Here is a 22727-nt window from a genome sequence, read left to right as displayed (position 1 = left end):
AGCAGCCGGTTCCGGCCGCAGCCGTCACCCCAGCGTCTTGAACACCTCGCGCGCGGCCTGCACGGTCTGGGCGATGTCGTCTTCGCTGTGCGCCGCGCTCACGAAGCCCGCTTCGTACAGCGCCGGCGCGATGTACACGCCGCGATCGAGCAGGCCGTGGAACAGGCGGCCGAACCTCGGCGAGTCGCTCTGCATCACGCTCGGATAGTTCCGCGGCAGCTCCGGCAGCAGGAAGAAGCCGAACATGCCGCCCTCGCAATCCGCCGCGAAAGGGATGCCCGCTTCGGCCGCGGCGCCCTTCAGGCCGTCGACCAGCGTGCGCGTCTTCTGCGCCAGGGCGGGGAAGAAGGCCGGGTCGGCGATCTCCTTGAGGGTCGCCAGGCCGCAGGCCGTGGCCACCGGGTTGCCCGAGAGCGTACCGGCCTGGTAGACCGGGCCCAGCGGCGCGAGCCGCTCCATGATCGCGCGCGGGCCGCCGAAGGCCGCCAGCGGCATGCCGCCGCCGATCACCTTGCCCAGCACCGTCAGGTCCGGCTGGAAGCCGGGGAGGGACTTCGCGTAGACGCTCTGCGCGCTGCCGAGGGCCACGCGGAAGCCGGTCATCACCTCGTCCAGCACCAGCAGGGCGCCGTGCTGAGTGCACAGCTCGCGGCAGCGCTTCATGAAGGGCACGCTGGCGCGCACGAAGTTCATGTTGCCGGCGATCGGCTCGATGATGATGCAGGCGATCTCCTTGCCGTGGGTGGCGAAGGCTTCCTCGATCTGCGCGATGTTGTTGTACTCGAGGACCATCGTGTGCTGCACCACCTCGGGCGGCACGCCGGCGCTGGTCGGGTGGCCGAAGGTGGCGAGCCCCGAGCCGGCCTTCACCAGCAGGGCGTCGGCGTGGCCGTGGTAGCAGCCCTCGAACTTGACGATGCGGCTGCGGCCGGTGGCGCCGCGCGCCAGCCGGATCGCGCTCATGGCGGCCTCGGTCCCCGAGCTCACCAGGCGCACCATCTCCACGGAGGGCAGGTGCTTCGCGATCTCCTCGGCCAGTTCGATCTCGCGCTCGGTCGGCGCGCCGTAGGAGAAGCCTTCCATGACCGCGCGCTGCACCGCCTCCAGCACCCGCGGGTGCCCGTGGCCCAGGATCATCGGGCCCCAGGAGCCGATGTAGTCGATGTATCGGGCGCCATTGGCGTCCCAGAAGTAGGCGCCCTGGGCGCGCTGCACGAAGCGGGGCGTGCCGCCCACGGCGCGGAAGGCGCGCACGGGCGAGTTCACCCCGCCGGGGATCAGCGCGCGGGCGCGGTCGAAGAGTTGCTGGTTGCGGTCCGTCGTGGGGTTCATTGTTGTTCTCCCTCAGTGTTTCGTATCGTGGGCAGGCAGGTCGAAGGCGGCGGAAGTCCCGGGTTCGTCGTCGTCATCGGCCTCGGGCTGGGCCCAGAAGAGGCGGTCCGGCACGACGTGGCCCATGCCGGGGCGGAAGCCGCCGTCCAGGCAGCGATCCAGGTAGGCCAGGGCCTCGGTGGCCGCCGCCGCCAGGTCGGAGCCGCCGGCGATCAATGCCGCCAGCGCCGCCGACAGGGTGTCGCCGGCGCCGGCGAAGACGGCGTCGAAGCGTTCGAACTTCTCGCTGGCCAGCACCGCCTGCGGCGTGGCCAGCACGTTCTCGACGAACTGCTCGGGCAGCGGAACGCCCGTCACCAGCGTGTAGGGCACGCCCATCTCGGAAGCGGCCTTGGCGAGGTCGCGCGCGGTCGGACTGCGCTCGTTGCTCCATTCCGGCAACAGCCAGCGCCACAGGGTGCTGTGGTTTCCAACCAACACGGTTGTCTGCGGCAGCATCAATTCGCGAAAGGCATCTTCGTAGAGATCGGCGGGGCCTTCGTCCCACCAGGACAACGCCGGCATGTACGAGATCACGGGAACGTCGGGATAGTCCGCGGCGATCTCCGCGATGGTGCTCAGGGCCTCGGGGCTGCCCGCGAAACCGACCTTGATCACCTGCACCGGCACGTCCTCGAGGATGGTGCGCGCCTGCTCCGCGACGGCCTCTTCGTCGAAGGCGAAATGGTCGAAGATCTCGCCCGTATCGCGAACATACGCGCCGCAGACGATGGGAAGCGGATGCGCGCCCACCGATGCGATCGCGGCGATGTCGGCGGCGAGGCCGCCGGCGCCGCTCGGGTCGTTCGCGTTGAACACCATCACGCAGGACGGGCCGGCCTCTTCGCCTTCGGGTTCGGCGGGGCGGGTTTCGATGGGTGTGGAATTAGTCATGGCCCAGTGGATTTCCGTGCCGGCAGCGCGCCTGAGCTTAGTCAACTGGCCTAGCTAGAATCGTTGCATTCTATTCGAACCCCCTATAAGCTGTGACTGAAAGCAAAACGTGGATGTGTCTGATCTGCGGTTGGATCTACGACGAAGCCGCAGGTGCCCCCGAACATGGCATCGCCCCCGGAACCCCGTGGGGCCAGGTGCCGATGAACTGGACTTGTCCGGAGTGCGGGGCCCGCAAGGAAGACTTCGAAATGGTCCAGATCTGAGATCGGGGCCAGCGGCTGGGGACGTCCCGGAGGAAGCCGCGAGGGAGCAGTTGGACATGAGGAGCAGCGTTTGAGCACCACTGGACTGAAGGTGCTGGTGATCGATGACAGCAACACGATCCGGCGCAGCGCGGAGATCTTCCTGAAGCAGGGCGGCCACGAGGTGATGCTGGCCGAGGACGGGTTCGATGCGCTGGCCAAGGTCAATGACTACCAGCCGAACCTGATCTTCTGCGACATCCTGATGCCGCGCCTCGATGGCTACCAGACCTGCGCCATCATCAAGCGCAACGCCAAGTTCGCGAACACCCCCGTCGTCATGCTCTCGTCCAAGGACGGCGTGTTCGACAAGGCGCGCGGGCGCATGGTCGGCTCGCAGGACTACCTGACCAAACCCTTTACGAAAGACCAGCTGCTGCAGACCGTGCAGCAGTTCGGCCAGCCGAAGTAGACAACAAGGAGAGATGACCCATGGCCATCCGCAAAGTGCTCGTTGTGGACGACTCGAAGACGGAACTGATGTTCATGACGGACCTGCTGCAGAAGAACGGCTTCTCGGTCCGCACCGCCGAAAACGCCGATGACGCCTTCCGCCGCCTCGGCGAGGAAAAGCCCGACCTGATCCTGATGGACGTGGTGATGCCGGGCCAGAACGGCTTCCAGCTCACGCGCGCCATCACCCGCGATCCGAATTTCGCCGACGTGCCCATCATCATGTGCACGAGCAAGAACCAGGAAACCGACCGCGTCTGGGGCATGCGCCAGGGCGCCCGCGACTACATCACCAAACCGGTGGACGCCGCCGAACTCATGGCCAAGATCAAGGCCCTGGGTTGAGGCGCTAGCGAAGCAGTCCCCCTCCCATGTCCAACCGCGAAGCCCTCCGCGAGCTGCAAAGCCGGCTCGCCAGCCGGCTGCAGGCCGCCCGTTCCGAGGGTGTGCAAGCCGGTTGGCTCGCGGTCGAAGCCGCGGGCCGCAAGTACCTGTTCCCGCTGAGCCAGGCGGGCGAGATCTTCCCCTTCGCCGCCACGCAGCCCGTGCCGTACACGCAGCCGTGGTTCCTGGGCGTCGCCAACCTCCGGGGTGGCCTGTTCGGCGTCGTGGACCTGGCCAGCTACATCGGCGGCCAGCCGCCGGCGCAGCGCTCGGACGCGGCGCGCGCGGAGTCGCGCGTGATCGCGCTGAATTCGCTGCTCGAGATCAATTGCGCGCTGCTGGTCGACCGCCTCGCCGGCCTGCGCAACACGGACGCCTTCACCGCCTCGAGCGACGCCCCGCCCGGCTCTCCCGACTATTTCAGCAGCGGCTACACCGATGCCAGCGGCGTGTTCTGGCAGGAACTGAACCTGCAGGCACTCTCGCAGCAAACCCAATTCCTGAGCATCAGCGCTTAGCCCTTTGTCGAAGGCAGCACCATGTCCGCTTTTTCCCTGAAAAACCTCTTCGCAAAGAAGCAGCCCGACGAGGCCGATCCCTCGGTCACGCAGGAGCTCAGCCTCGGCGCGCCCGACGCCACGACGGCCGCCATCGAAGCCGGCAGCACGGTGCACGACGATTCCGATTCCATCGATGACGATTCGATCATCGAGCACGTCGACGAAGCGGAACTGGTCTCCATTCCCCTGCTGGGACGCCGCCCCGCGGCCAGCCACCAGCGCGTGCTGTTCGGGGCCCTGGCCGTGTCGCTGGCCGCCCTCGGCACGATCGCCTTCATCGCGGTGCGCGAATCGGACCGCGTCGCCCAGCAGGTGGCCGGTACCGGCCAGTCGCTGATGCAGTCGCAGCGTCTCGCCAAGTCGGTGTCGCAGGCCCTGATCGGCAGCCCGCAGGCCTTCCCCGACGTGAAGGAGTCCTCCGAGGTGCTGGCGCAGACGGTGCGCGGCCTCAAGGACGGCAACGACGAGATCCGCCTGGCCGCCGTCGGCTCCGACCTGCAGGCGGACATCGTGAAGATCGTGCCGCTGATGGAGCGCGCCGAGAAGAACGCCAAGACCGTGATGGGGCAGCAGAAGATCCTGACCCAGGTGGGCGCGGCCCTTCGCACCATCAACCGCCAGTCGTCGGACCTGCTGGAAATCGCCGAGACGGTGTCCTCGCTGAAGCTGCAGCAGGGCGCGCCCGCCGCCGAGATCTCCGCCGCCGGCCAGCTCGTGATGTTGACGCAGCGGATCGGCAAGTCGGCCAACGAGTTCCTGACGATGGAAGGCGTGTCGCCGGAAGCCGTGTTCCTGCTGGGCAAGGACCTGAACTCGTTCAAGGAGATCGCGCTCGGCATGCTGGAGGGCAGCCCCGAACTGCGCCTGGCCGCCGCCAAGGACGAACAGACCAAGGAACGCCTGAGGGCGCTGCTGGACCTGTACGAGCAGACCCGCACGCAGGCCGGCGCCATCCTGGGCAACCTGCAGGGCCTGGTCTCCGCCCGCGAAGCGCAGGCCTCCATCATCCAGGACAGCGAACCGCTGCGGAAGAACCTGCAGGAACTGCAGGATCGCCTGTCCGCGCAGACCGGCCTGAACTTCTACGCGCTGCTGTCGCTGGTGATCGCCGCCCTGATCGCGATCGGCTGCGCCGTCGGCCTCGCCTACGTGCAGCTGCTCGATAGCCGCCGCCGCCAGGAGCGCGCCGAATCGCAGCGCCAGGAAGCCGAGCGCCAGGAGCAGGAAGCCAAGCGCGTCAACGACGCCAACCAGGCGGCCATTCTGCGGCTGATGAACGAACTGCAGTCGGTCGCCGAAGGCGACCTGACGCAGGAAGCGACCGTGACCGAGGACATCACCGGCGCCATCGCCGACTCGGTGAACTACACGGTGGAAGAACTCCGCCAGCTGGTGGGCGCCGTGCAGAACACGGCCACCAGGGTGGCGCAGACGACGGCGCAGGTGGAATCCACCTCCACCGAGCTGCTCGCGGCCTCCACCGAGCAGCTGCGCGAGATCCGCGAAACCGGCCAGTCGGTGCTCGACATGGCCATGCGAATCAACCACGTGTCCGGGCAGGCGCAGGAGTCGGCCCAGGTGGCGCGCCAGTCGCTGAAGGCCGCCGAACAGGGCCTGCAGGCCGTGCAGAACGCGATCGGCGGCATGAACGCCATCCGCGACCAGATCCAGGAAACGTCCAAGCGGATCAAGCGCCTGGGCGAATCCTCGCAGGAGATCGGCGAAATCACCGAACTGATTTCCGACATTACCGAACAGACGAACGTGCTGGCCCTGAACGCCGCCATCCAGGCCGCGTCGGCCGGTGAAGCGGGTCGCGGCTTCTCGGTGGTGGCGGAAGAAGTGCAGCGGCTGGCCGAACGCTCGGCGGACGCGACGCGCCAGATCTCGGCGCTGGTGAAGGCCATTCAGACCGACACGCAGGACGCCGTGGCCGCCATGGAGCGCTCGACGCAGGGCGTGGTGGAAGGGGCCAAGCTGTCCGACAACGCCGGTACCGCCCTGACCGAGATCGACCAGGTGTCGCGCCGCCTCGCCGAACTGATCGAACAGATCTCGATGTCGGCCTCCCGTGAAGCCGAATCGGCCAACGTGGTGGCCGGCAACATCCAGCACATCTTCGCCGTGACGGAACAGACGGGTGAAGGCACCCGCTCGACGGCGCAGCAGGTGCGCGAACTGACCCGGATGGCCGAGGAACTGCGCCAGTCGGTGTCGCGATTCAAGATCGCATGACGAAATGACTTCGTCGCTTCGCGGCTCCATGACGAAGTGATTTCGTCATGCGCGAAGCGCGTCATTGAAGCGAAGCGAAGTCATTAGCGAAGCGAGTCATATGCAAGCTGCCCAAGAACTCGATCTGGCGAACAACGACCTGGGTCCGCTGGCCTGGGTGCTGGACGAACTGCGCAAGTCGCTCGAGTCCGCGTCGTCGGCGCTGCGCCGCTTCGTGCGCGACGCGGCGCAGGCGCGCGGCCAGGACATGGCGTCCATCGACGCCGGCCAGTTGCGCATCGCGCGCCAGCACATGCACCAGGCCGTCGGCGCGCTGGAGATGGTGGGCCTCGCGGCCCCCGCGCACATGCTGCGCAGCATGGAGGCAGCGGCGCAGAAGTTCATCGAGCGCCCCGAACTGTGCACCGAAGCCGCCGCCGCCAAGGTGGAGCGCGCCGGCTACGCGCTGACCGAATACCTCGAGGCCCTGCTGGGGGGCAAGGACGTGTCGCCGCTGTCGCTGTTCGTCCAGTACAAGGACGTGCAGGACCTCACCGGCGCCGACCGCGTGCACCCTGCCGACCTGTGGGGCATGGACTGGCGCTGGAACGACTTCCAGACGCCCGTCGCCACGACGCTGGGCTACGAGCCGGCCGTGCGCGCGCGCATGGACCAGGCGGTGCTCAAGATCGTCAAGGCGGCCGACCCTGCCGCCGGCCGCGAACTCACGCAGGTGAGCCTGGGCCTGGCCGCCGGCCAGGGCGCGCGCCAGCCGAAGGTGTTCTGGAAGGCGGCCGCCGGCTACTTCGAGGCGATCGCGCTGGGCCTGCTGCCCGCCGACGTCTACGTGAAGCGCGCGGCTTCGCGCGTGCTGCTGCAGTACGCCTCGCTGGCCAAGGGCGACACCAGCGTGTCCGAGCGGCTGGCGCAGGACCTCGTGTTCTTCTGCGCGCAGGCCCTGCCGGCCCGTCCCGCCGATGCGCCGGCCCTGATCGCCGTTCGCCAGGCCTACGGTCTCGCCGAGGCGAAGCCGGTGGACTACACCAGCAGCCCCTTCGGCCGCTTCGATCCCGCGCTGCTGAGCCAGCTGCGCAAGCGCATCGCCACGGCCAAGGACACCTGGTCGGGCCTGGCCGGCGGCGACGCCCACAAGCTCAAGGGGGTGAGGGACCAGTTCGCCGCCCTGGGCGAAACGCTGATGAAGCTCTATCCGGGCAGCGAGCCGCTGGCCCGCGCCATGAGCGCCGGCGTCGAGACCGTGGTCAGCACGTCCCGCGCACCCAGCCCGGAACTGGGCATGGAAGTCGCCACCGCGATCCTGTACCTGGAAGCCGCCTTCCAGGACCTGGACCCCAACGACCAGCAACTGGCCGAGCGCACGGCGCGCCTGGCCGAGCGGCTGATGAAGGTGGTGAAGGGCGGCCACCCCGAGCCGCTGGAGCACTGGGTCGAGGACCTGTATCGCCGCGTGAGCGACAAGCAGACCATGGGCAGCGTGGTCGGCGAACTGCGCGGCACCATGGGCGAGCTCGAGAAACTGCTCGACCAGTTCTTCCGCAATCCGGCCGACAAGGGGCCCCTGCGCGACGCACCGAACTTCCTCGCGCAGATGCGCGGCGTGCTGTCGGTGCTGGGCCTGGACCACGCTTCGCAGGCCGTGCTGCGCATGCGCGACACGGTCGAGAACATCATCGTGACCGAGGTCGACGAGGAGCAGGCGCGCGGCGCCGGTACCTTCGAGAAGCTGGGCAACAACCTGGGCGCGCTGGGCTTCCTGATCGACATGCTGAATTACCAGCCGTCGCTCGCGAAGAAGCTGTTCCTGTGGGACGACGAGCACGGTGAACTGCGGCCGCTGATGGGCCGCGAGGCCGAGCCGATCGTGCCGCTGCCGACGCCGCATGCGGCACTCGCTGCGCACCATGCGCCGGCGCCCGCCGTGGCGGCTCCCGTGCCCGCGGCGCCGGTCGCCGCGCCGGCCCCGGCGGAGGATGACGACGGCGACGCCGAACTGCGCGAGATCTTCCTGGAGGAAGCGCGCGAGGTGGCGGGCAACGGCCTGGCCGCCATCGCGGCGCTGGCGGAGGACCCGCGCAACCTGGCGGACCTGACCACCCTGCGACGCGCCTTCCATACGCTCAAGGGCAGCTCGCGGATGGTCAAGCTGAACGAGTTCGGCGAGGCCGCGTGGGCCATGGAGCAGGTGCTCAATACCTGGCTGGCCGACCAGAAGTCGGCCACCGACGAACTGCGCAAGCTCTCCACGCAGGCGCTGGAAGGCTTCGGCCGCTGGATCGACGCCATCGCCGGCGGCACCGACGCCGCCTGGAAGTCCTCGGCCTTCCGCACGGCCGCCGATGCGCTGCGGACCCAGGGGCAACTGCAGACCATCGTGCTGCCCGAAGCAGATGCAGTGGAAGCGGCCGCACCGCCCATGGAAGCGCCTGCCGCCGCCGAATTCGTGCTGGAGCTGCCCGCGGCCGCCGAAGCGCCGGCCCTCGAAGCACCGGTCGTCGAAGAGATCGCGCTCGAAGCCACCGTGCCCGAAGCGCCGGCCGCCGAAGCCGCGCCCGCCCTCGCGGACCTGGGCTTCACGCTGGATCTCGATCCGCCCGCCGCGCCCGCGCACAGCGAAGCGCAGGAGATCGAAGGCGCGCCGGTGTTCGATTTCGACTTCGCCCCGGCGGGCTCCCCGCCCGAGCTGGTGCCGGCCGCGACCGAAGTCGTCGTGGAGGAACTGAGCGCCGACGAACTGCCGCCCGAATTCGCGGCGCTCGGCGCGACGATGATCCTGCAGAAGCAGGACGCGCCGGCCGCGTTCGAGGAATCGCCCGAGCTGGCGACGACCGCGATCCTGCCGAAGCTGGAGCTCGGCTCCGCGCCCGCCGCCGCGCCGACCGAGGAGCCGTCGCTGGAGATCGAGGGCATCGACTTCTCCAGCCTGTCGGCGGTGGCCGGTCCGGCCCCCGAGCCCGTCGCGCAGGCGAGCGACACCTTCGTGGACGGCGAATTCATCCTCGACCTGGATCCGGAGCCGGAGCCCGCGTCGGTCGCGCCGGCGCCGGTGCTGCAGCCCGAATCGGAACCCGAACCCGAACCCGAACCCGTCGCCAAGGTCGACGAGCAGGTGAAGGTGATCGGCGACCTGCGCATCGGCATTCCGCTGTACAACGTCTACCTCAACGAGGCGGACGAGTGGTCGCGCCGCCTGGTCACCGAAGTCAGCGAATGGACGCTGCAGATGTCCGAGCGCGTGCCCGACTCCACCGTCGGCTGGGCCCACTCCCTGGCAGGCAGCTCCGCCACCGTGGGCTTCCAGGCGCTGTCCGACATCGCCCGCGCGCTCGAAGGCGCGCTGCAGCACACGCAGTCGCTGGCCGACGGCACGCCGCAGCATGCGCAAAGCTTCACCCTGGCGGCCGAGGAAGTCCGGCGCCTGCTGCACCAGTTCGCCGCCGGCTTCCTGAAGGAACCGGATCCGCGCCTGCTGCACGCGCTGCACGAACTGAAGGAATTCGAAGGCGAACCGCGCTTCGACGTCAGCAGCCGCTTCGACGAGGACGACGACTTCGACTTCGTCGACTCCACGCCCGCGCCGCAGGCGGTCGAGCCGGTGCCGGCCTTCGTGCAGGCGCCTGTGGTGGTGCCCCTGCACGCGCCGATCCAGCCCCTCGCGGCCCTTGTCAGCACCGCCCGCGCGCCGCTGGTGAAGGTGGAAGGCGAGGAAGAACTCGACGTCGTCGACGCGATCGATCCCGACCTGTTCCCGATCTTCGAGGAAGAGGGCGCGGAGCTGATGCCCAAGCTGGCGAGCGGACTGCGTGCCTGGTCGGCCCATCCCGGCCAGCGCGAGCCGCGCGACCAGGTGCTGCGCGCGCTGCACACGCTCAAGGGCAGTGCGCGCCTGGCGGGCGCCCTGCAGCTCGGCGAGCTGGCCCACCGCCTGGAGTCCGAGGTCGAATTCCTCGGCCACGAGAACATCGCCGCGGTGGACATCGAGGCGCTGCTCCAGCGCTTCGACACGATGCAGGCGCGCTTCGACACGCTGCGCGCCACCGGCGGTTTCGCGCCGCCGGAGCCGCAGGCCGAGGAGCCCGCGCCGGTCGTGCAGGCGCTCGCGCCGGCCCCGGTGCAGCCTGACGCACCGGTTGACGCCCCCGCGCAGATCACGCCGGTGGAGCAGCCCGAGGCCCCGCCCGTGGCCGCGCAAGCCGCCGCGCCGCTGGTGCGGGCGCCCATCGCGCCGCCGGTGCAGACCAGCCTGACGTCCTCGCGCCAGGCCGCCAACCAGGCGGTGCGGGTGCGCTCGCAACTGCTGGACCGCCTCGTCAGCCAGGCCGGCGAGGTGATGATCACCCGCTCGCGCCTCGAATCCGAGCTGCGCCAGCTGCGCGGCTCGCTGGCCGACCTCACGGGCAACCTCGACCGCCTGCGCGCGCAGCTGCGCGAGATCGAGGTGCAGGCCGAGTCGCAGATGCAGTCGCGCATGGCGCAGGCCAAGGACACCGCGAGCGGCTTCGACCCGCTGGAATTCGACCGCTTCACCCGCGTGCAGGAACTGACGCGCCTGATGGCCGAATCGGTGAACGACGTGGCCACCGTGCAGCGGAACATCCAGCGCGTGGTGGAAGCGACCGAAGACGACCTGATCGCGCAGGCCCGCCAGACGCGCGAGCTGCAGCGCGACCTGCTGCGCACGCGCATGGTGGAATTCGACGGCATCTCCGAGCGCCTCTACCGCGTGGTGCGGCTGGCCGCCAAGGAATCCGCCAAGCAGGTGAAGCTGGACATCGTCGGCGCCTCGATCGAGATGGACCGCGGCGTGCTGGACCGCATGACGCCCGCCTTCGAGCACCTGCTGCGCAACTGCGTGGCGCACGGCATCGAAGCGCCGGAGCAGCGCGCCGGCGCCGGCAAGGACGCGACCGGCCAGATCGTGGTGCACGTGCGGCAGGAGGGCAATGACGTCTCGGTGGAATTCCACGACGACGGCGCCGGCCTGGACCTGGCGCGGATCCGCGAGAAGGCGCTGCAACAGGGCCTGATCGGCGCCGACCAGCAGATCGGCGAACAGGAAGCCGCCAACCTGATCTTCCTGCCCGGGTTCTCGACCGCCACGCAGGTCACGGAGCTGTCCGGCCGCGGCGTCGGCATGGACGTGGTGCGCAACGAAGTGAACGCGCTCGGTGGCCGCATCGAAACGACCACCGAAGCGGGCCGCGGCAGCCGCTTCAAGCTGGTGCTGCCCCTGACCACCGCCGTGACGCAGGTGGTGATGGTGCGCTCCGGCAAGCTGTCGATCGGCGTGCCGGCCCACCTGGTGGAGATCGTGCGCCGCGCCACGCAGGAAGAGGTGCAGAAGGCCTACGACGGCGGCGGCTTCGAGTTCGGCGGCGAGCAGCTCCCCTTCTTCTGGTCGGGCGCGCTGCTGCAGTCCTCGGCGCGCAGCAGCGAGCCGCAGGGCAAGACGCTGCCGGTGGTGATCTTCCGCTCGGCGGCGCAGCGCGTCGCGGTGCACGTCGACGAAGTGCTGGGCAACCAGGAAGTGGTGGTGAAGAACCTCGGGCCGCAGCTGTCCCGGCTGCCCGGCCTGGCCGGTATGACCGTGCTGGCCTCGGGCGCCGTGGTGCTCATCTACAACCCGGTGGCGCTGGTGCAGGTGTATGGCGAGCTGGCCCGCCAGATGGGCGTGCCGCACGCCGCGGCGGTCGCCGCTGGCGGCCAGCCGGCCAAGCCGGCCGCTCCCGCCGCGCCGGCGGTGCCGCTGGTGCTGGTGGTGGACGACTCGATCACGGTGCGCCGCGTGACCCAGCGCCTGCTGGTGCGCGAAGGCTACCGGGTCGCGTTGGCGGCCGACGGCCTGCAGGCCCTGGAACGCCTGGCGGAGGAACTGCCCTCGGTCGTGCTCTCGGACATCGAGATGCCGCGCATGGACGGCTTCGACCTCGCGCGCAACATCCGCGCCGACGAGCGGCTGAGGCAGCTGCCGATCGTGATGATCACCTCGCGCATCGCCGAGAAGCACCGCGAGCACGCCAAGGAGCTGGGCGTGAACCACTACCTCGGCAAGCCGTACTCGGAGGACGAACTGCTGCGGCTGGTCAAGGAGTATTCGCAGGCGACGGCGGCGGCGTAAGGGCCTTCACCCCTCGAAAAAGCGGCCGCCGGCCGCTTTTTCTTTTGGGGAGGCCCCGGATGCCCGCCTCCGCGGGCATGACGTTCAAGGGGCCGATAGGCATCGCCCGTAAAATACCCGCCATGAGCCACGACGCTCCGATGAATCTGACGCACCACTTCCTGATCGCCATGCCCGGGCTGCAGGACGCGTCGTTCGCGCGTTCGGTGGTGTACCTGTGCGAGCACAGCTCCAAGGGCGCCCTCGGACTCGTGATCAACAAGCCCACCGACATCAACCTCAAGAACCTGTTCGACAAGGTCGACCTGCCGCTGGGCCGCCAGGACCTCGCCAGCACCCCCGTGCTGCAGGGCGGCCCGGTGCAGACCGAGCGCGGCTTCGTGCTGCACGAGGCCGTCCACGCCGAAGGCGCGGATGCGAACGAGTCGGTCTATGCCTCGACGATGACCATCCCCGGCGGCCTCGAGATGACGACGTCCAAGGACGTGCTCGAGGCGATCTCCACCGGCGCCGGTCCGCGCAAACTGCTGGTTACGCTGGGCTACTCCGCCTGGGGCGAAGGCCAGCTGGAATCCGAACTGGCCGAGAACAGCTGGCTCACGGTCGGCGCCGATCCCCGCGTGATCTTCGACACTCCCATCGAAGAGCGCTACGACAAGGCCCTGGCGCTGCTGGGCCTGCAGTCGTGGATGCTGTCCCCGGGCGCGGGGCATGCCTGAGAGCACGCCCGCGCCCGCCGTCCCCGCGCACTTCCAGAGCTTTCTCGCTTTCGATTTCGGCCTCAAGCGCACCGGGGTCGCGGTGGGCAACCGCCTGCTGCGCACGGCCACCGGCCAGCCGACGATCCGCGCCGAGGGCAGCGACGCGCGCCTCGCCGCCGCCGAGGCGCGCGTGCGCGAATGGCAGCCCGATGCCCTTGTCGTCGGCGTGCCGTTCCACCCCGACGGGGCGAGCCACGAAAATACCGCCCGGGCGCGCAAGTTCGCGCGGCAGCTGCGGGCGCGCTGCGGCAAGCCGGTGTACGAAGTGGACGAACGCTACAGCACGACCGAGGCCCACGCCTTGGGCGCGCGCGACGCCGACGCGGGCGCGGCCTGCGTCATCCTGGAACAATTCCTGAGGAGCCTGCCTTGAACCCCGCCTCCGCCGCCTCCGGCGTGCTGTTCCTCGACGCCGAGGCCCTCTACCGCGAACTGCTGCACGGTGTGCAGCGCCTGCTGCAGCCCCATTCGCAGCTGGTCGGCATCACCTCCGGCGGCGCCTGGATGGCCGAGCGCCTGCAGAAGGACCTGGGCCGCCCCGGCGACGCGGGCGTGATCTCCTCCGCCATGCACCGCGACGACTACGCCAGCCGCGGCCTGTCGCCCACCGCGCAGACGAAGCTGGACTTCGACGTCAACGGCGCCCACATCGTGCTGCTCGACGACGTGCTGTATACCGGCCGCACCATCCGCGCCGTCCTCAACGAACTGTTCGACTACGGCCGGCCCTCCCACGTCACCCTGGCGGTGCTGGTGGACCGCGGCGGCCGCGAGCTGCCGGTGCAGGCCGACTATGCCGCCGCGCGCGTGAGCCTGCCGGCCGCCCAGTCGCTGGCGCTCGCGCGCGATGCCGGCGGCCTCTTCACGTTCCAGGTCCAGAGCGCCAGCTGAGCCCCAAGACATGCTCTACAAAAGAAACCCGCAACTGAACAAGAACGGAGAGCTGATCCACCTGCTCTCCATCGAGGGATTGCCGAAGGACATCCTGACGCACATCCTGGACACGGCCTCCAACTTCGTCAGCATCAGCGACCGCGAAGTGAAGAAAGTGCCCCTGCTGCGGGGCAAGAGCGTGTTCAACCTGTTCTTCGAGAACAGCACCCGCACCCGCACGACCTTCGAGATCGCGGCGACGCGCCTGTCGGCCGACGTGATCAACCTGGACATCGCGCGCTCCTCGGCGAGCAAGGGCGAGTCGCTGCTGGACACGATCGCCAACCTGTCCGCGATGGCGGCCGACATCTTCGTCGTGCGCCACAGCGAGTCGGGTGCGCCCTACCTGATCGCGCAGCACGTCGCTCCGCACGTGCACGTGGTGAACGCCGGCGACGGCCGCCACTCGCACCCCACGCAGGGGCTGCTCGACATGTACACGATCCGCCACTACAAGAAGGACTTCAGCAACCTCACGGTGGCGATCGTGGGCGACGTGCTGCATTCGCGCGTGGCCCGCTCGGACATCCACGCGCTCACCACGCTCGGCTGCGCCGAGGTGCGCGTGGTCGGCCCCAAGACCCTGGTGCCCGGCGACATGGCGCAGATGGGCGTGCGCGTCTTCCACTCGCTGGAAGAGGGCATCAAGGGCTGCGACGTGATCATCATGCTGCGGCTGCAGAACGAGCGCATGAGCGGCGCGCTGCTGCCGTCCTCGCAGGAGTTCTTCAAGCGCTACGGCCTCACGCCGGAGCGGCTGACGCTCGCCAGGCCGGACGCGATCGTGATGCACCCGGGGCCGATCAACCGCGGCGTCGAGATCGATTCGGCGGTGGTCGACGGCAAGCAGAGCGTGATCCTGCCGCAGGTGACCTTCGGCATCGCGGTGCGGATGGCGGTGATGGGCATCGTCGCGGGCAACGTCCGGGAGGCGGCATGAAGATCCTGATCAAGGGCGGCCGCGTGATCGACCCGGCGCGCAATTTCGACGAGACCTGCGACGTCGCGGTGGCCGCGGGCCGCGTGCTGGGCGTGCGCCACGTCCCCGAGGGGTTCAGTCCCAACCGCGTGATCGATGCGAAGGGCTGCATCGTGGCGCCGGGCCTGGTGGACCTGGCGGTGCGGCTGCGCGAGCCGGGCCACGAACACGAGGGCATGCTGGAAAGCGAGATGGCCGCGGCGGTGGCCGGCGGCGTCACCAGCGTCGTCTGCCCGCCCGACACGGACCCGGTGCTCGACGAGCCGGGCCTGGTCGACATGCTCAAGTTCCGCGCCGAGAAGCTGCACCAGGCGCGCGTGTTCCCGCTCGGCGCGCTCACGCGCGGGCTCGCCGGCGAGGTGCTGACCGAGATGGCGGAGCTGACCGAATCCGGCTGCGTCGGCTTCAGCCAGGCCGAGGTGCCGCTGCAGAACACGCAGGTGCTGCAGCGCGCGATGCAGTACGCCGCCACCTACGACTACGCCGTGTGGCTGCGGCCGCAGGAGTACCACCTGGGCAAGGGCGTGGCGGCCAGCGGCCCGCTCGCCACCCGCCTGGGCCTGCCGGGCGTGCCGGTCGCGGCCGAGACGATCGCGCTGCACGTGATCTTCGAGCTGATGCGCCTGACCGGCGCGCGCGTGCACCTGTGCCGCATCAGCAGCGCCGCCGGCGTCGCCCTGGTGCGCGCGGCCAGGCAGGAAGGGCTGAAAGTCACCTGCGACGTCAGCATCAACTCGCTGCACCTGACCGACGTCGACATCGGCTACTTCGATTCGCGCATGCGCCTTAACCCGCCGCTGCGGCAGCAGCGCGACCGCGAAGCGCTGCGCGCGGCGCTGGTCGACGGCACGATCGACGCGCTGGTCTCGGACCACACGCCCGTCGACGAGGACGCGAAGACGCTGCCCTTCGCGGAGGCGGAGCCGGGGGCGACCGGGCTGGAACTGCTGCTGGGGCTGGCGCTGAAGTGGAGCCAGCAGGACGGCGTGGACCTCGTGCGCGCGCTCGCCGTGCTGACCAGCGCGCCTGCGCGCGTGCTCGGCGCCTCGCTGGGCACGCTGCAGGCCAGCACCGGCCAGCTGCTCGATGGCGCCGTGGCCGACCTCTGCATCTTCGATCCACAGGCGCCGTGGAGCGTCGAGCCGGCCGCGCTGCGCAGCCAGGGGCGCAACACGCCGTTCGCCGGGCACGAGCTGCCGGCTTCGGTGCGCTGCACGATCGTCGGCGGCCAGCTCGCGTACGAAAACCGGCCGGCTTGAGTCCGCTGCGTGCCCTCTGGCGGCTCTGGCGCGTGCTGCTGCACGCGCTGCGCGGCTGGTTCATCATCGTCTTGCGATTCCCGCGCTGGCCCCAGCAGCGGCGCGACGCGACCGTGCAGGCCTGGTCGCTCGGCATGCTGCGCATCCTGGGGATCGGCCTGCGCGTGGAGGGCAGTCCGCCGCTGCGCGGGCCGATGCTGCTGGTGGCGAACCATCTCTCGTGGCTGGACATCCTGGTGATGCACGCGGCGCGGCACTGCCGCTTCGTCTCGAAGGCGGACGTGAAGCACTGGCCCCTGGTCGGTACGCTGGCCACGGGCGGCGGCACGCTCTACATCGAACGCGAGAAGCGGCGCGATGCGATGCGGGTGGTGCACCACATGGCGGAGAGCCTCGCGGCGGGGGAGATCGTCGCGGTGTTTCCCGAGGGCACGACCGGCGACGGGAAGAAGCTGCTGCCCTTCCACGCCAACCTGATCCAGGCGGCGATCTCGGCGCAGGCGCCGGTGCAGCCGGTGGGGCTGCGCTTCGTGGACGAGCGCACCGGCGAAGACGCGAAGGGTCCGCTCTATCTCGGCGACGACACCCTGGTGGGCTCGCTGTGGCGCACGCTGGCAGGGCCGCCGTTCGCGGCGCGGCTGCGCTTCGGGGAGCCGCAGGGCGCGGCGGGGCGGGATCGGCGGCAGTGGGCGAAGGACCTGCACGCGGCGGTCGATGCGCTGCGCGATGCCACTCCGGGGGAATGACGGCTACGCCGGGAACGACGCGATCGGCGGCGCCGCCGCGGCGGCTTCGCGCTGGAAGGTGACCACGTGGTCCACCTGCGCGCGGATGCCGATCCACTCCCCGATGCGGTGGTCGTGGTGGCTCGGCACGTGCGCCAGCAGCGTGTCGCCCGAGGCCAGTCGCAGCGTGTAGAGGAATTCGGAGCCGCGGAAGGCCTTGCGCATGATCTCCGCCTTCACCGGCGCGTCGTCGTCGTGGATGATGTCGTCGGCGCGCAGCAGCACCTCGCACTGCCCATAGCCGAAGGCCGAAGGCAGCACGCATTCGGCGCCGTCGCACAGCGGCCCCAGCGCCGTGTGCACCACGACCTGGTCGCCCACCCGCTTGAGCGTGGCCGGCGCGAACACGCCGTGGCCGATGAAGTCGGCGACGAAGCGCGTGGCCGGACGGTGGTACAGCGTGTACGCGTCGTCCCACTGGTGCAGCCGGCCTTCGTGCATGACGCCGATCACGTCGCCGATGGCGAAGGCCTCCAGCTGGTCGTGCGTGACGAACAGCGCCGTCGCGCCGGCCGCCTTGAGGATGCCGCGGACCTCGTGCGCGAGCCGCTCGCGCAGGTCCACGTCGAGATTCGAGAAGGGCTCGTCCAGCAACAGCAGCTGCGGCCGCGGGGCCAGGGCCCGGGCCAGCGCCACGCGCTGCTGCTGCCCGCCCGAGAGTTCGTGCGGCATGCACGCCTCGGTGCCTTCGAGGCCGACGAGGCCCAGCACTTCTGCGACACGTGCCTTGCGCTCGGCGCGCCCCATGCGCCGGTCCAGCCCGAAGGCGATGTTGCGCTGCACGTCGAGGTGCGGAAAGAGCGCGTAATCCTGGAACACCATGCCGACCTGGCGCCGCTCCGGCGGCACGTTCACCCCGGCGGCCGCGACCGGCTGGCCCGAGATCAGGATCTGTCCGCCGCTGGCCGGCTCCAGCCCGGCGACGGCGCGCAGCAGGGTGGTCTTGCCGCAGCCGGAGGGCCCGATCAGCACGCCGATCTCGCCGGCGTGCAGGCCCAGCGACGCGCCGTCGACGGCGGGACGCGGCCGGCCTGGATAGCGGACGCTCAGCAGGCGCAGTTCGATGTGCATGAGCAAAATTCTAAGTGCATACAATTCTCATTCAGTTGATTCACCACAAGCGCCCTCACGTCCCGTCGGCGTAAGCTGCCGAACCATGAACCTGCGTCGGCTGGCCGACCTGCCCCTCTTGTTGGTCGCCGGCCTGCTGGTCCTGCCGGTGCTGGCCGTGTTCGCTTCCTGGCTGTCGTGGAACGCCGCCAGCGGGCAGATCCTGCGCGAGATGGGCGCCACGGTGCTGCCCGACTATGCGCTGACCAGCCTCGTGCTCTGCCTGGCCGTCGGCATCGGCGCGGCCGCCGTCGGCACGGCCACCGCGGCGGCCGTCACCCTGTTCGACTTCCCCGGCCGGCGCGCCTTCGAGTGGGCGCTGCTGCTGCCGCTGGCCATGCCGGCCTACGTGGTCGCCTACGCGTACACGGACTTCCTGCAGTTCAGCGGGCCGTTGCAGACCTGGATGCGCTCGCAATTCGGGCTGGAAGGCCGCGTGTTCCCGGAGGTCCGCAACCTGCCCGGCGCGATCTGCGTGTTCGTGTTCTCGCTCTACCCCTACGTCTACCTGCTGGTGCGCACCGCGCTGGCGGAGCGCGCGGCCCAGCTCATGGAAGCGGCCCGGCTGCTGGGCGCCCCGCTGGCGCGCCGCATCCGCACGGTGGCCCTGCCGCTGGCGCGTCCGGCGATCATGGCCGGGGTCGCGCTGGCGCTGATGGAGACGCTGGCCGACTTCGGCGTGGCGAGCTACTTCGGCATCCAGACCTTCAGCGCCGGGATCTACAAGGCCTGGCTGGCCATGGACAACCGCATCGCGGCCGCCCAACTCGCCACGGTGCTGCTGCTGGTGGTCGCGGTGCTGCTGGCATTGGAGACGCGGGCACAGAAGCGGCTGCGCTTCACCGCGGGTCGCGCGCGCGGCGGCGCCGAAGCGCAGCCGGTGCTGCTGCGCGGCGGCAGGCGCCTGGCGGCCTGGGCACTCTGTGCCGCGCCCATCCTGTTCGGCTTCGTGCTGCCGGTGGTCTTCATGCTGCGCCCGCTCGCGGCGGACTGGACCGTCCTGCCCTGGGACCGCTTCCTGCAGTGGTCCCTCAACAGCCTGCGCCTCGGCGCCCTCAGCGCGGCGCTGGCGGTCGCCACGGCGGTGCTGCTGGCTTATCGCCTGCGCCGCTCGCCGCGCGGCATCACGCGCGGCGTCGTGCAGATCGCGGCGCTCGGCTACGCCGTGCCCGGCGCGGTGCTCGTGGTCGGCCTGCTGCTGCCGGTCGGCTGGCTGCAGCAGGCGTGGCCGCAGAGCGGCGTGGGCTACTGGATGACGGCGACGGTCCTCGGCATCGTGTGGGCCTATCTCGTGCGTTTCGTGTCGGTCGCGCTGCAGTCGGTGCAGAGCGGCTACGCGCGCATCCCCGGCAGCCTCGACGACTCGGCCCGCATGCTCGGCACGAGCGGCCCGGCGCTGCTGGCGCGCGTGCACTGGCCGCTGCTGAAGCGGTCCACGGCCGCCGCCGCGCTGCTGGTCTTCGTCGACGTGATGAAGGAGTTGCCCGCCACGCTGGTACTGCGGCCCTTCAACAGCGACACGCTGGCCGTGGTCGCCTACCAGCTCGCGCGCGACGAGCGCCTGGGCGAAGCGGCGCTGCCTTCGCTGGCGCTGGTATTGGTCGGGCTGGTCCCGGTGGTCCTGCTCAGTCGCACCTTGCGGGCCGCGCCGGTGACGGCGCTGGAGCTCGCGCACCCCTGATCAGAGGTCGTCGCTGCTGCTCCACTCGCGCCGGCTCGCCGGCTTGCGGAACACGACTTCCCCGGTGGGCACGTGCACCACGCGGATTTCGTCGGCGGAGGTGAAACTCTTCGCGGCGAGGCTCACGGCCAGGGCGCGATCACTCACGGCGTAGTGCCGCGATCCGTTGGCGGGCCAGAAACGGCCGGCGATGGGTTGGCTGCTTTCGATCCGGTATTCGGCAGATGTCATCCAGGGTCTCTCCTGCGTCGCGCGTCTGCTGGTTCTTCGTGCAATCGAAGCCATGCTAGGACGCCTTCGTGACATTGCGAAGACCGTTCGTAGCGAGAAGGGGCTTTACGTGGTAACGGATCGAAATGCTGCGACGCAACAGCCAGCAACGCAGTGAACCACGGTTCCGCAGAGGAGAAAGACGCTCATCGCTGCATAGGAGATTCGCGTCTTTATGTTGCAGTGCGAAAGCTTCCGCACGGATGGCCCATGGAGAAACCTTCGCGGCAATGGCCTAGTTGAGCCGGCGCTGGCTGGCCGTGTCGCGGTACCAGTCGAAGGGCGCATCGTCGAGCCGGATCATCACGCTCTTGGTCTCGAAGTGCTGGTCGAAGGACTCGGTGCCGCACTCGCGTCCGATGCCCGAGTCCTTCACGCCGCCCCATGGCGACGCCGGGTCCAGGCGGTGGTGATCGTTGACCCACACGATGCCGCATTTCAGCCGCGCGGCGACGCGATGCGCGCGCGTGACGTTGCTCGTGCGGATCGCGCCGGCCAGCCCGAAGTCGGAATCGTTCGCCATCGCGATCGCTTCGTCCTCGGTGGCGAAGCGGCTCACCGAAACGAAGGGGCCGAACACCTCCTCCTGGAAGATGCGCATGCGCGGCGTGACGTCGGCGAACACGGTGGGCTCCACGAAGAAGCCGTTGGCGAGCGCGGGGTCCGCGGGCACGCGGCCGCCCGCGACCAGCCGCGCCTGGTCTTCCTCCAGGCCGATGCGGATGTATTCGAGCACGCGGTTCTGCTGGCGCCTCGACACCACCGGGCCGAGCTGCACCGAAGGATCGACGGGGTTGCCGATGCGGATCGTCTTCGCCTTGGCCGCGAGCTTCTCGACGAACTCGTCGTACACGCGCTCGTGCACGATCTGCCGGCTGCCGCAGATGCAGGTCTGGCCCGCGCCGATGAAGGCGCCGAAGGCGGCGTAGTTCACCGCCTGGTCGACGTCGAAATCGTCGAAGACCAGCACCGGCGTCTTGCCACCGAGCTCCAGGGTCTGGTGGGCGAAGTTGCGGCCGGCCAGCGAGCCGGTGATGCGTCCGGCCTCCGTGCCGCCGGTGAGCACCCACTTGGCGATGCCGCGGTGCTCGGCCAGCGCTTTGCCGGTGGTGGGGCCGAGGCCCGTGACCACGTTGAACGCGCCGGGCGGCAGGCCCGCCTCCACGAACAGCTGCGCCAGCCGCAGGGTGGTGAGCGGCGTGTACTCCGAGGGCTTGACCACCGTGGTGCAGCCCGAAGCCAGCGTGGGCGCGAGCGACTTCACCATGATCATCAGCGGATGGTTGAAGGGCGTGGAATTGCCGACGACCCCCACCGGCGTGCGGACGGTGTAGTTCAGGTAGTTGCCGTCCACCGGGATGACGGCGTCCCGGCGCGCGATCGCGAGACCGGCGTTGTAGCGAAAGAAGTCCGGCAGGCGCGAGATCTGCGCCCGCGTCTCGTTGACCGAGCGGCCGTTGTTGGCTGTCTCCAGCGTGAACATCTCCTCGAGGTGCGCCTCGAACACGTCGGCCAGCTTGTTGATCAATCTGGCGCGGGTGCGGTTGGACATCGAGGCCCATTCCTTCGCCTCGAACGCCGCGCGGGCGCTGCGCACCGCGCGGTCGACGTCGGCGTCCGTCGCGTGGCTGATGCGCGCCAGCAGTTCGCCGGTGGCGGGGTTGAGCACGTCCAGGTGCTCGTCGCTCGCGGCGGGCACCTCCGTGCCGTCGATGAACAGTCCGTGGACCTTCACGCGCGCGTCGGCTGCAGTCATTCGGAAGCCTCTCTTTCGGATCTGGGAATCAGGTTCGCCCCGGCACCACCAGGCGCGACAGGGCGGTCTGCACCCGCTTGCCGGCGGTGGCGATGTGGCGTTCGGCGAGGCGCTCGGCCCGGCGTCCGTCGCGCGCCTGCAGCGCGTCGATCATCGCGCCGTGCTCGCGCACGACCGTCTGCGGATCGCCTTCCTTCACGTTGGCCACGCTGACGCGCACCACCCGCTCCATCTGGTCGATCAGGTCGGTGAGGTGGTCGCGCATGCGCGCGTTGCGGGCCAGTTCGGCCAGCGTGCGGTGGAAGGCGCGGTTGTAGGCGATGAAGCCGCCCGACCACTCGGCCGGCTCGAAGCGGCGGAAGCGGTCCAGCGTGCGGAGCTGCTCGTCGTCGGCGTGGCGCACGATGCGCTCCATGCAGGCGCGCTCCAGCGCCGCGCGCAGGTGGAACATGTCGTCCACGTCGGCCAGCGACACGGAGGCCACGCGGTAGCCCTGGCGCGGCAGCGTCTGGACCAGGCCCTCGCGCTGCAGGTGCATCAGGGCGTCGCGCACCGGCGACTTGCTGACCCCGAAGCGCAGGGCCAGTTCGCCCTCGCGGATCTCGGCGCCGGGCGCGATCCGGCAATTCAGGATGTCCGCGCGCAGCTGCTCGTAGATCTGCTCCCGCAGCAGGCGGCTGGCGGGTTCGGGGGCGGCGGGGACGGGAACAGGGACGGACATCAGGCTCATGCGGAACTGTGACTTCGTGAGATATCACGAGCGCCGCATCTTAACCAGCGCGGCAGCCCGCGGCGAGCCTTTCTCCTCTCATGGAATTCCCGCATTGGACGCGGACGGGCGGACTAGTAAGGTGCCTGCCTCGCGAGCCTGAGATA

General features: G+C 69.7%; 19 protein-coding genes. 13 read left to right on the top strand and 6 right to left on the bottom strand.

The window, feature by feature from the left end; translation table 11 throughout:
- Positions 1 to 24 precede the first annotated feature (24 nt).
- Positions 25 to 1332, bottom strand: a complete 1308-nt coding sequence (hemL, locus tag JJ685_RS19945) for a glutamate-1-semialdehyde 2,1-aminomutase (RefSeq protein ID WP_201676081.1) — start codon at positions 1330 to 1332, stop codon at positions 25 to 27.
- A gap of 12 nt (positions 1333 to 1344) precedes the next feature.
- Complete coding sequence (gene thiD / locus JJ685_RS19940) at positions 1345 to 2265, bottom strand: bifunctional hydroxymethylpyrimidine kinase/phosphomethylpyrimidine kinase (protein ID WP_201676080.1); 921 nt, start codon at positions 2263 to 2265, stop codon at positions 1345 to 1347.
- Between the two features lie 92 nt (positions 2266 to 2357).
- Here thiD and JJ685_RS19935 point away from each other — a divergent pair, with 92 nt between their 5' ends.
- The 12 genes from JJ685_RS19935 (at position 2358) to JJ685_RS19880 (ending at position 16995) form a co-directional block, all read left to right on the top strand.
- Entirely contained in the window at positions 2358 to 2531 is a 174-nt protein-coding gene (locus JJ685_RS19935) for a rubredoxin (protein ID WP_201676079.1), read from the top strand.
- A gap of 70 nt (positions 2532 to 2601) precedes the next feature.
- Positions 2602 to 2982 (top strand): response regulator, encoded by a 381-nt coding sequence (locus JJ685_RS19930; RefSeq protein ID WP_201676078.1) that lies wholly within the window; start codon positions 2602 to 2604, stop codon positions 2980 to 2982.
- Positions 2983 to 3002: 20 nt separating this feature from the next.
- Complete coding sequence (locus JJ685_RS19925) at positions 3003 to 3368, top strand: response regulator transcription factor (RefSeq protein WP_201676077.1); 366 nt, start codon at positions 3003 to 3005, stop codon at positions 3366 to 3368.
- 26 nt (positions 3369 to 3394) lie between these two features.
- Positions 3395 to 3925 carry a chemotaxis protein CheW gene (locus JJ685_RS19920; RefSeq protein ID WP_201676076.1) on the top strand — a complete coding sequence of 177 codons (531 nt, stop codon included), beginning with the start codon at positions 3395 to 3397 and terminating at the stop codon, positions 3923 to 3925.
- Between the two features lie 21 nt (positions 3926 to 3946).
- Complete coding sequence (locus tag JJ685_RS19915; protein ID WP_201676075.1) at positions 3947 to 6202, top strand: methyl-accepting chemotaxis protein; 2256 nt, start codon at positions 3947 to 3949, stop codon at positions 6200 to 6202.
- Positions 6203 to 6302: 100 nt separating this feature from the next.
- Positions 6303 to 12317, top strand: a complete 6015-nt coding sequence (locus JJ685_RS19910; protein WP_201676074.1) for a hybrid sensor histidine kinase/response regulator — start codon at positions 6303 to 6305, stop codon at positions 12315 to 12317.
- Positions 12318 to 12439: 122 nt separating this feature from the next.
- Positions 12440 to 13036, top strand: a complete 597-nt coding sequence (locus JJ685_RS19905; protein WP_201676073.1) for a YqgE/AlgH family protein — start codon at positions 12440 to 12442, stop codon at positions 13034 to 13036.
- Complete coding sequence (gene ruvX / locus JJ685_RS19900) at positions 13029 to 13451, top strand: Holliday junction resolvase RuvX (protein ID WP_201676072.1); 423 nt, start codon at positions 13029 to 13031, stop codon at positions 13449 to 13451. Before JJ685_RS19905 ends, ruvX begins: the two co-directional genes overlap by 8 nt.
- Complete coding sequence (gene pyrR / locus JJ685_RS19895; RefSeq protein ID WP_201676071.1) at positions 13448 to 13969, top strand: bifunctional pyr operon transcriptional regulator/uracil phosphoribosyltransferase PyrR; 522 nt, start codon at positions 13448 to 13450, stop codon at positions 13967 to 13969. The genes ruvX and pyrR overlap by 4 nt, the downstream gene beginning before the upstream one ends.
- Before the next feature lie 10 nt (positions 13970 to 13979).
- Positions 13980 to 14951 carry an aspartate carbamoyltransferase catalytic subunit gene (locus tag JJ685_RS19890; RefSeq protein ID WP_201676070.1) on the top strand — a complete coding sequence of 324 codons (972 nt, stop codon included), beginning with the start codon at positions 13980 to 13982 and terminating at the stop codon, positions 14949 to 14951.
- Positions 14948 to 16249 (top strand): dihydroorotase, encoded by a 1302-nt coding sequence (locus tag JJ685_RS19885; protein WP_201676069.1) that lies wholly within the window; start codon positions 14948 to 14950, stop codon positions 16247 to 16249. The genes JJ685_RS19890 and JJ685_RS19885 overlap by 4 nt, the downstream gene beginning before the upstream one ends.
- The gene (locus tag JJ685_RS19880) at positions 16246 to 16995 is read left to right on the top strand and encodes a lysophospholipid acyltransferase family protein (protein WP_201676068.1); all 750 of its coding nucleotides are present in this window, start codon (positions 16246 to 16248) and stop codon (positions 16993 to 16995) included. Before JJ685_RS19885 ends, JJ685_RS19880 begins: the two co-directional genes overlap by 4 nt.
- 3 nt (positions 16996 to 16998) lie before the next feature.
- Here the strand turns inward: JJ685_RS19880 and JJ685_RS19875 are convergent, their stop codons facing one another.
- Positions 16999 to 18105 (bottom strand): ABC transporter ATP-binding protein, encoded by a 1107-nt coding sequence (locus tag JJ685_RS19875; RefSeq protein ID WP_201676067.1) that lies wholly within the window; start codon positions 18103 to 18105, stop codon positions 16999 to 17001.
- Between the two features lie 85 nt (positions 18106 to 18190).
- Between JJ685_RS19875 and JJ685_RS19870 the strand changes: the two genes are divergently transcribed.
- On the top strand, positions 18191 to 19825 hold the full coding sequence (locus JJ685_RS19870; RefSeq protein WP_201676066.1) for an ABC transporter permease: 1635 nt from the start codon (positions 18191 to 18193) through the stop codon (positions 19823 to 19825).
- Here JJ685_RS19870 and JJ685_RS19865 read toward each other — a convergent pair whose 3' ends face one another.
- The 3 genes from JJ685_RS19865 to JJ685_RS19855 form a co-directional block, all read right to left on the bottom strand.
- Positions 19826 to 20056 (bottom strand): hypothetical protein, encoded by a 231-nt coding sequence (locus JJ685_RS19865; RefSeq protein ID WP_201676065.1) that lies wholly within the window; start codon positions 20054 to 20056, stop codon positions 19826 to 19828. It abuts the gene before it with no gap.
- 274 nt (positions 20057 to 20330) lie between these two features.
- Positions 20331 to 21851, bottom strand: coding sequence for an aldehyde dehydrogenase (locus JJ685_RS19860; protein ID WP_201676064.1), 1521 nt, complete (start codon positions 21849 to 21851; stop codon positions 20331 to 20333).
- Between the two features lie 28 nt (positions 21852 to 21879).
- A complete protein-coding gene (locus JJ685_RS19855; protein WP_236599130.1) occupies positions 21880 to 22581 on the bottom strand; it encodes a GntR family transcriptional regulator in 702 nt (233 codons plus the stop codon).
- Positions 22582 to 22727 lie beyond the last annotated feature (146 nt).

Origin of the sequence: Ramlibacter monticola (assembly GCF_016722785.1) — a bacterium.
In the GTDB taxonomy this organism is placed as follows: Bacteria; Pseudomonadota; Gammaproteobacteria; order Burkholderiales; family Burkholderiaceae_C; genus Ramlibacter; species Ramlibacter monticola.
Note: the sequence above shows the minus strand (reverse complement) of the source record. Positions and strands in the feature narration are given on the sequence as shown.

Excerpts from the sequence above, each read along its gene's own strand:
- hemL (WP_201676081.1), bottom strand. The coding sequence starts at position 1,332 with ATGAACCCCACGACGGACCGCAACCAGCAACTCTTCGACCGCGCCCGC.
- thiD (WP_201676080.1), bottom strand. The coding sequence starts at position 2,265 with ATGACTAATTCCACACCCATCGAAACCCGCCCCGCCGAACCCGAAGGC.
- JJ685_RS19925 (WP_201676077.1), top strand. The coding sequence starts at position 3,003 with ATGGCCATCCGCAAAGTGCTCGTTGTGGACGACTCGAAGACGGAACTG.
- JJ685_RS19920 (WP_201676076.1), top strand. The coding sequence starts at position 3,395 with ATGTCCAACCGCGAAGCCCTCCGCGAGCTGCAAAGCCGGCTCGCCAGC.
- JJ685_RS19915 (WP_201676075.1), top strand. The coding sequence starts at position 3,947 with ATGTCCGCTTTTTCCCTGAAAAACCTCTTCGCAAAGAAGCAGCCCGAC.
- JJ685_RS19910 (WP_201676074.1), top strand. The coding sequence starts at position 6,303 with ATGCAAGCTGCCCAAGAACTCGATCTGGCGAACAACGACCTGGGTCCG.
- JJ685_RS19905 (WP_201676073.1), top strand. The coding sequence starts at position 12,440 with ATGAGCCACGACGCTCCGATGAATCTGACGCACCACTTCCTGATCGCC.
- ruvX (WP_201676072.1), top strand. The coding sequence starts at position 13,029 with ATGCCTGAGAGCACGCCCGCGCCCGCCGTCCCCGCGCACTTCCAGAGC.
- JJ685_RS19890 (WP_201676070.1), top strand. The coding sequence starts at position 13,980 with ATGCTCTACAAAAGAAACCCGCAACTGAACAAGAACGGAGAGCTGATC.
- JJ685_RS19885 (WP_201676069.1), top strand. The coding sequence starts at position 14,948 with ATGAAGATCCTGATCAAGGGCGGCCGCGTGATCGACCCGGCGCGCAAT.
- JJ685_RS19875 (WP_201676067.1), bottom strand. The coding sequence starts at position 18,105 with ATGCACATCGAACTGCGCCTGCTGAGCGTCCGCTATCCAGGCCGGCCG.
- JJ685_RS19870 (WP_201676066.1), top strand. The coding sequence starts at position 18,191 with ATGAACCTGCGTCGGCTGGCCGACCTGCCCCTCTTGTTGGTCGCCGGC.
- JJ685_RS19865 (WP_201676065.1), bottom strand. The coding sequence starts at position 20,056 with ATGACATCTGCCGAATACCGGATCGAAAGCAGCCAACCCATCGCCGGC.
- JJ685_RS19860 (WP_201676064.1), bottom strand. The coding sequence starts at position 21,851 with ATGACTGCAGCCGACGCGCGCGTGAAGGTCCACGGACTGTTCATCGAC.
- JJ685_RS19855 (WP_236599130.1), bottom strand. The coding sequence starts at position 22,581 with ATGAGCCTGATGTCCGTCCCTGTTCCCGTCCCCGCCGCCCCCGAACCC.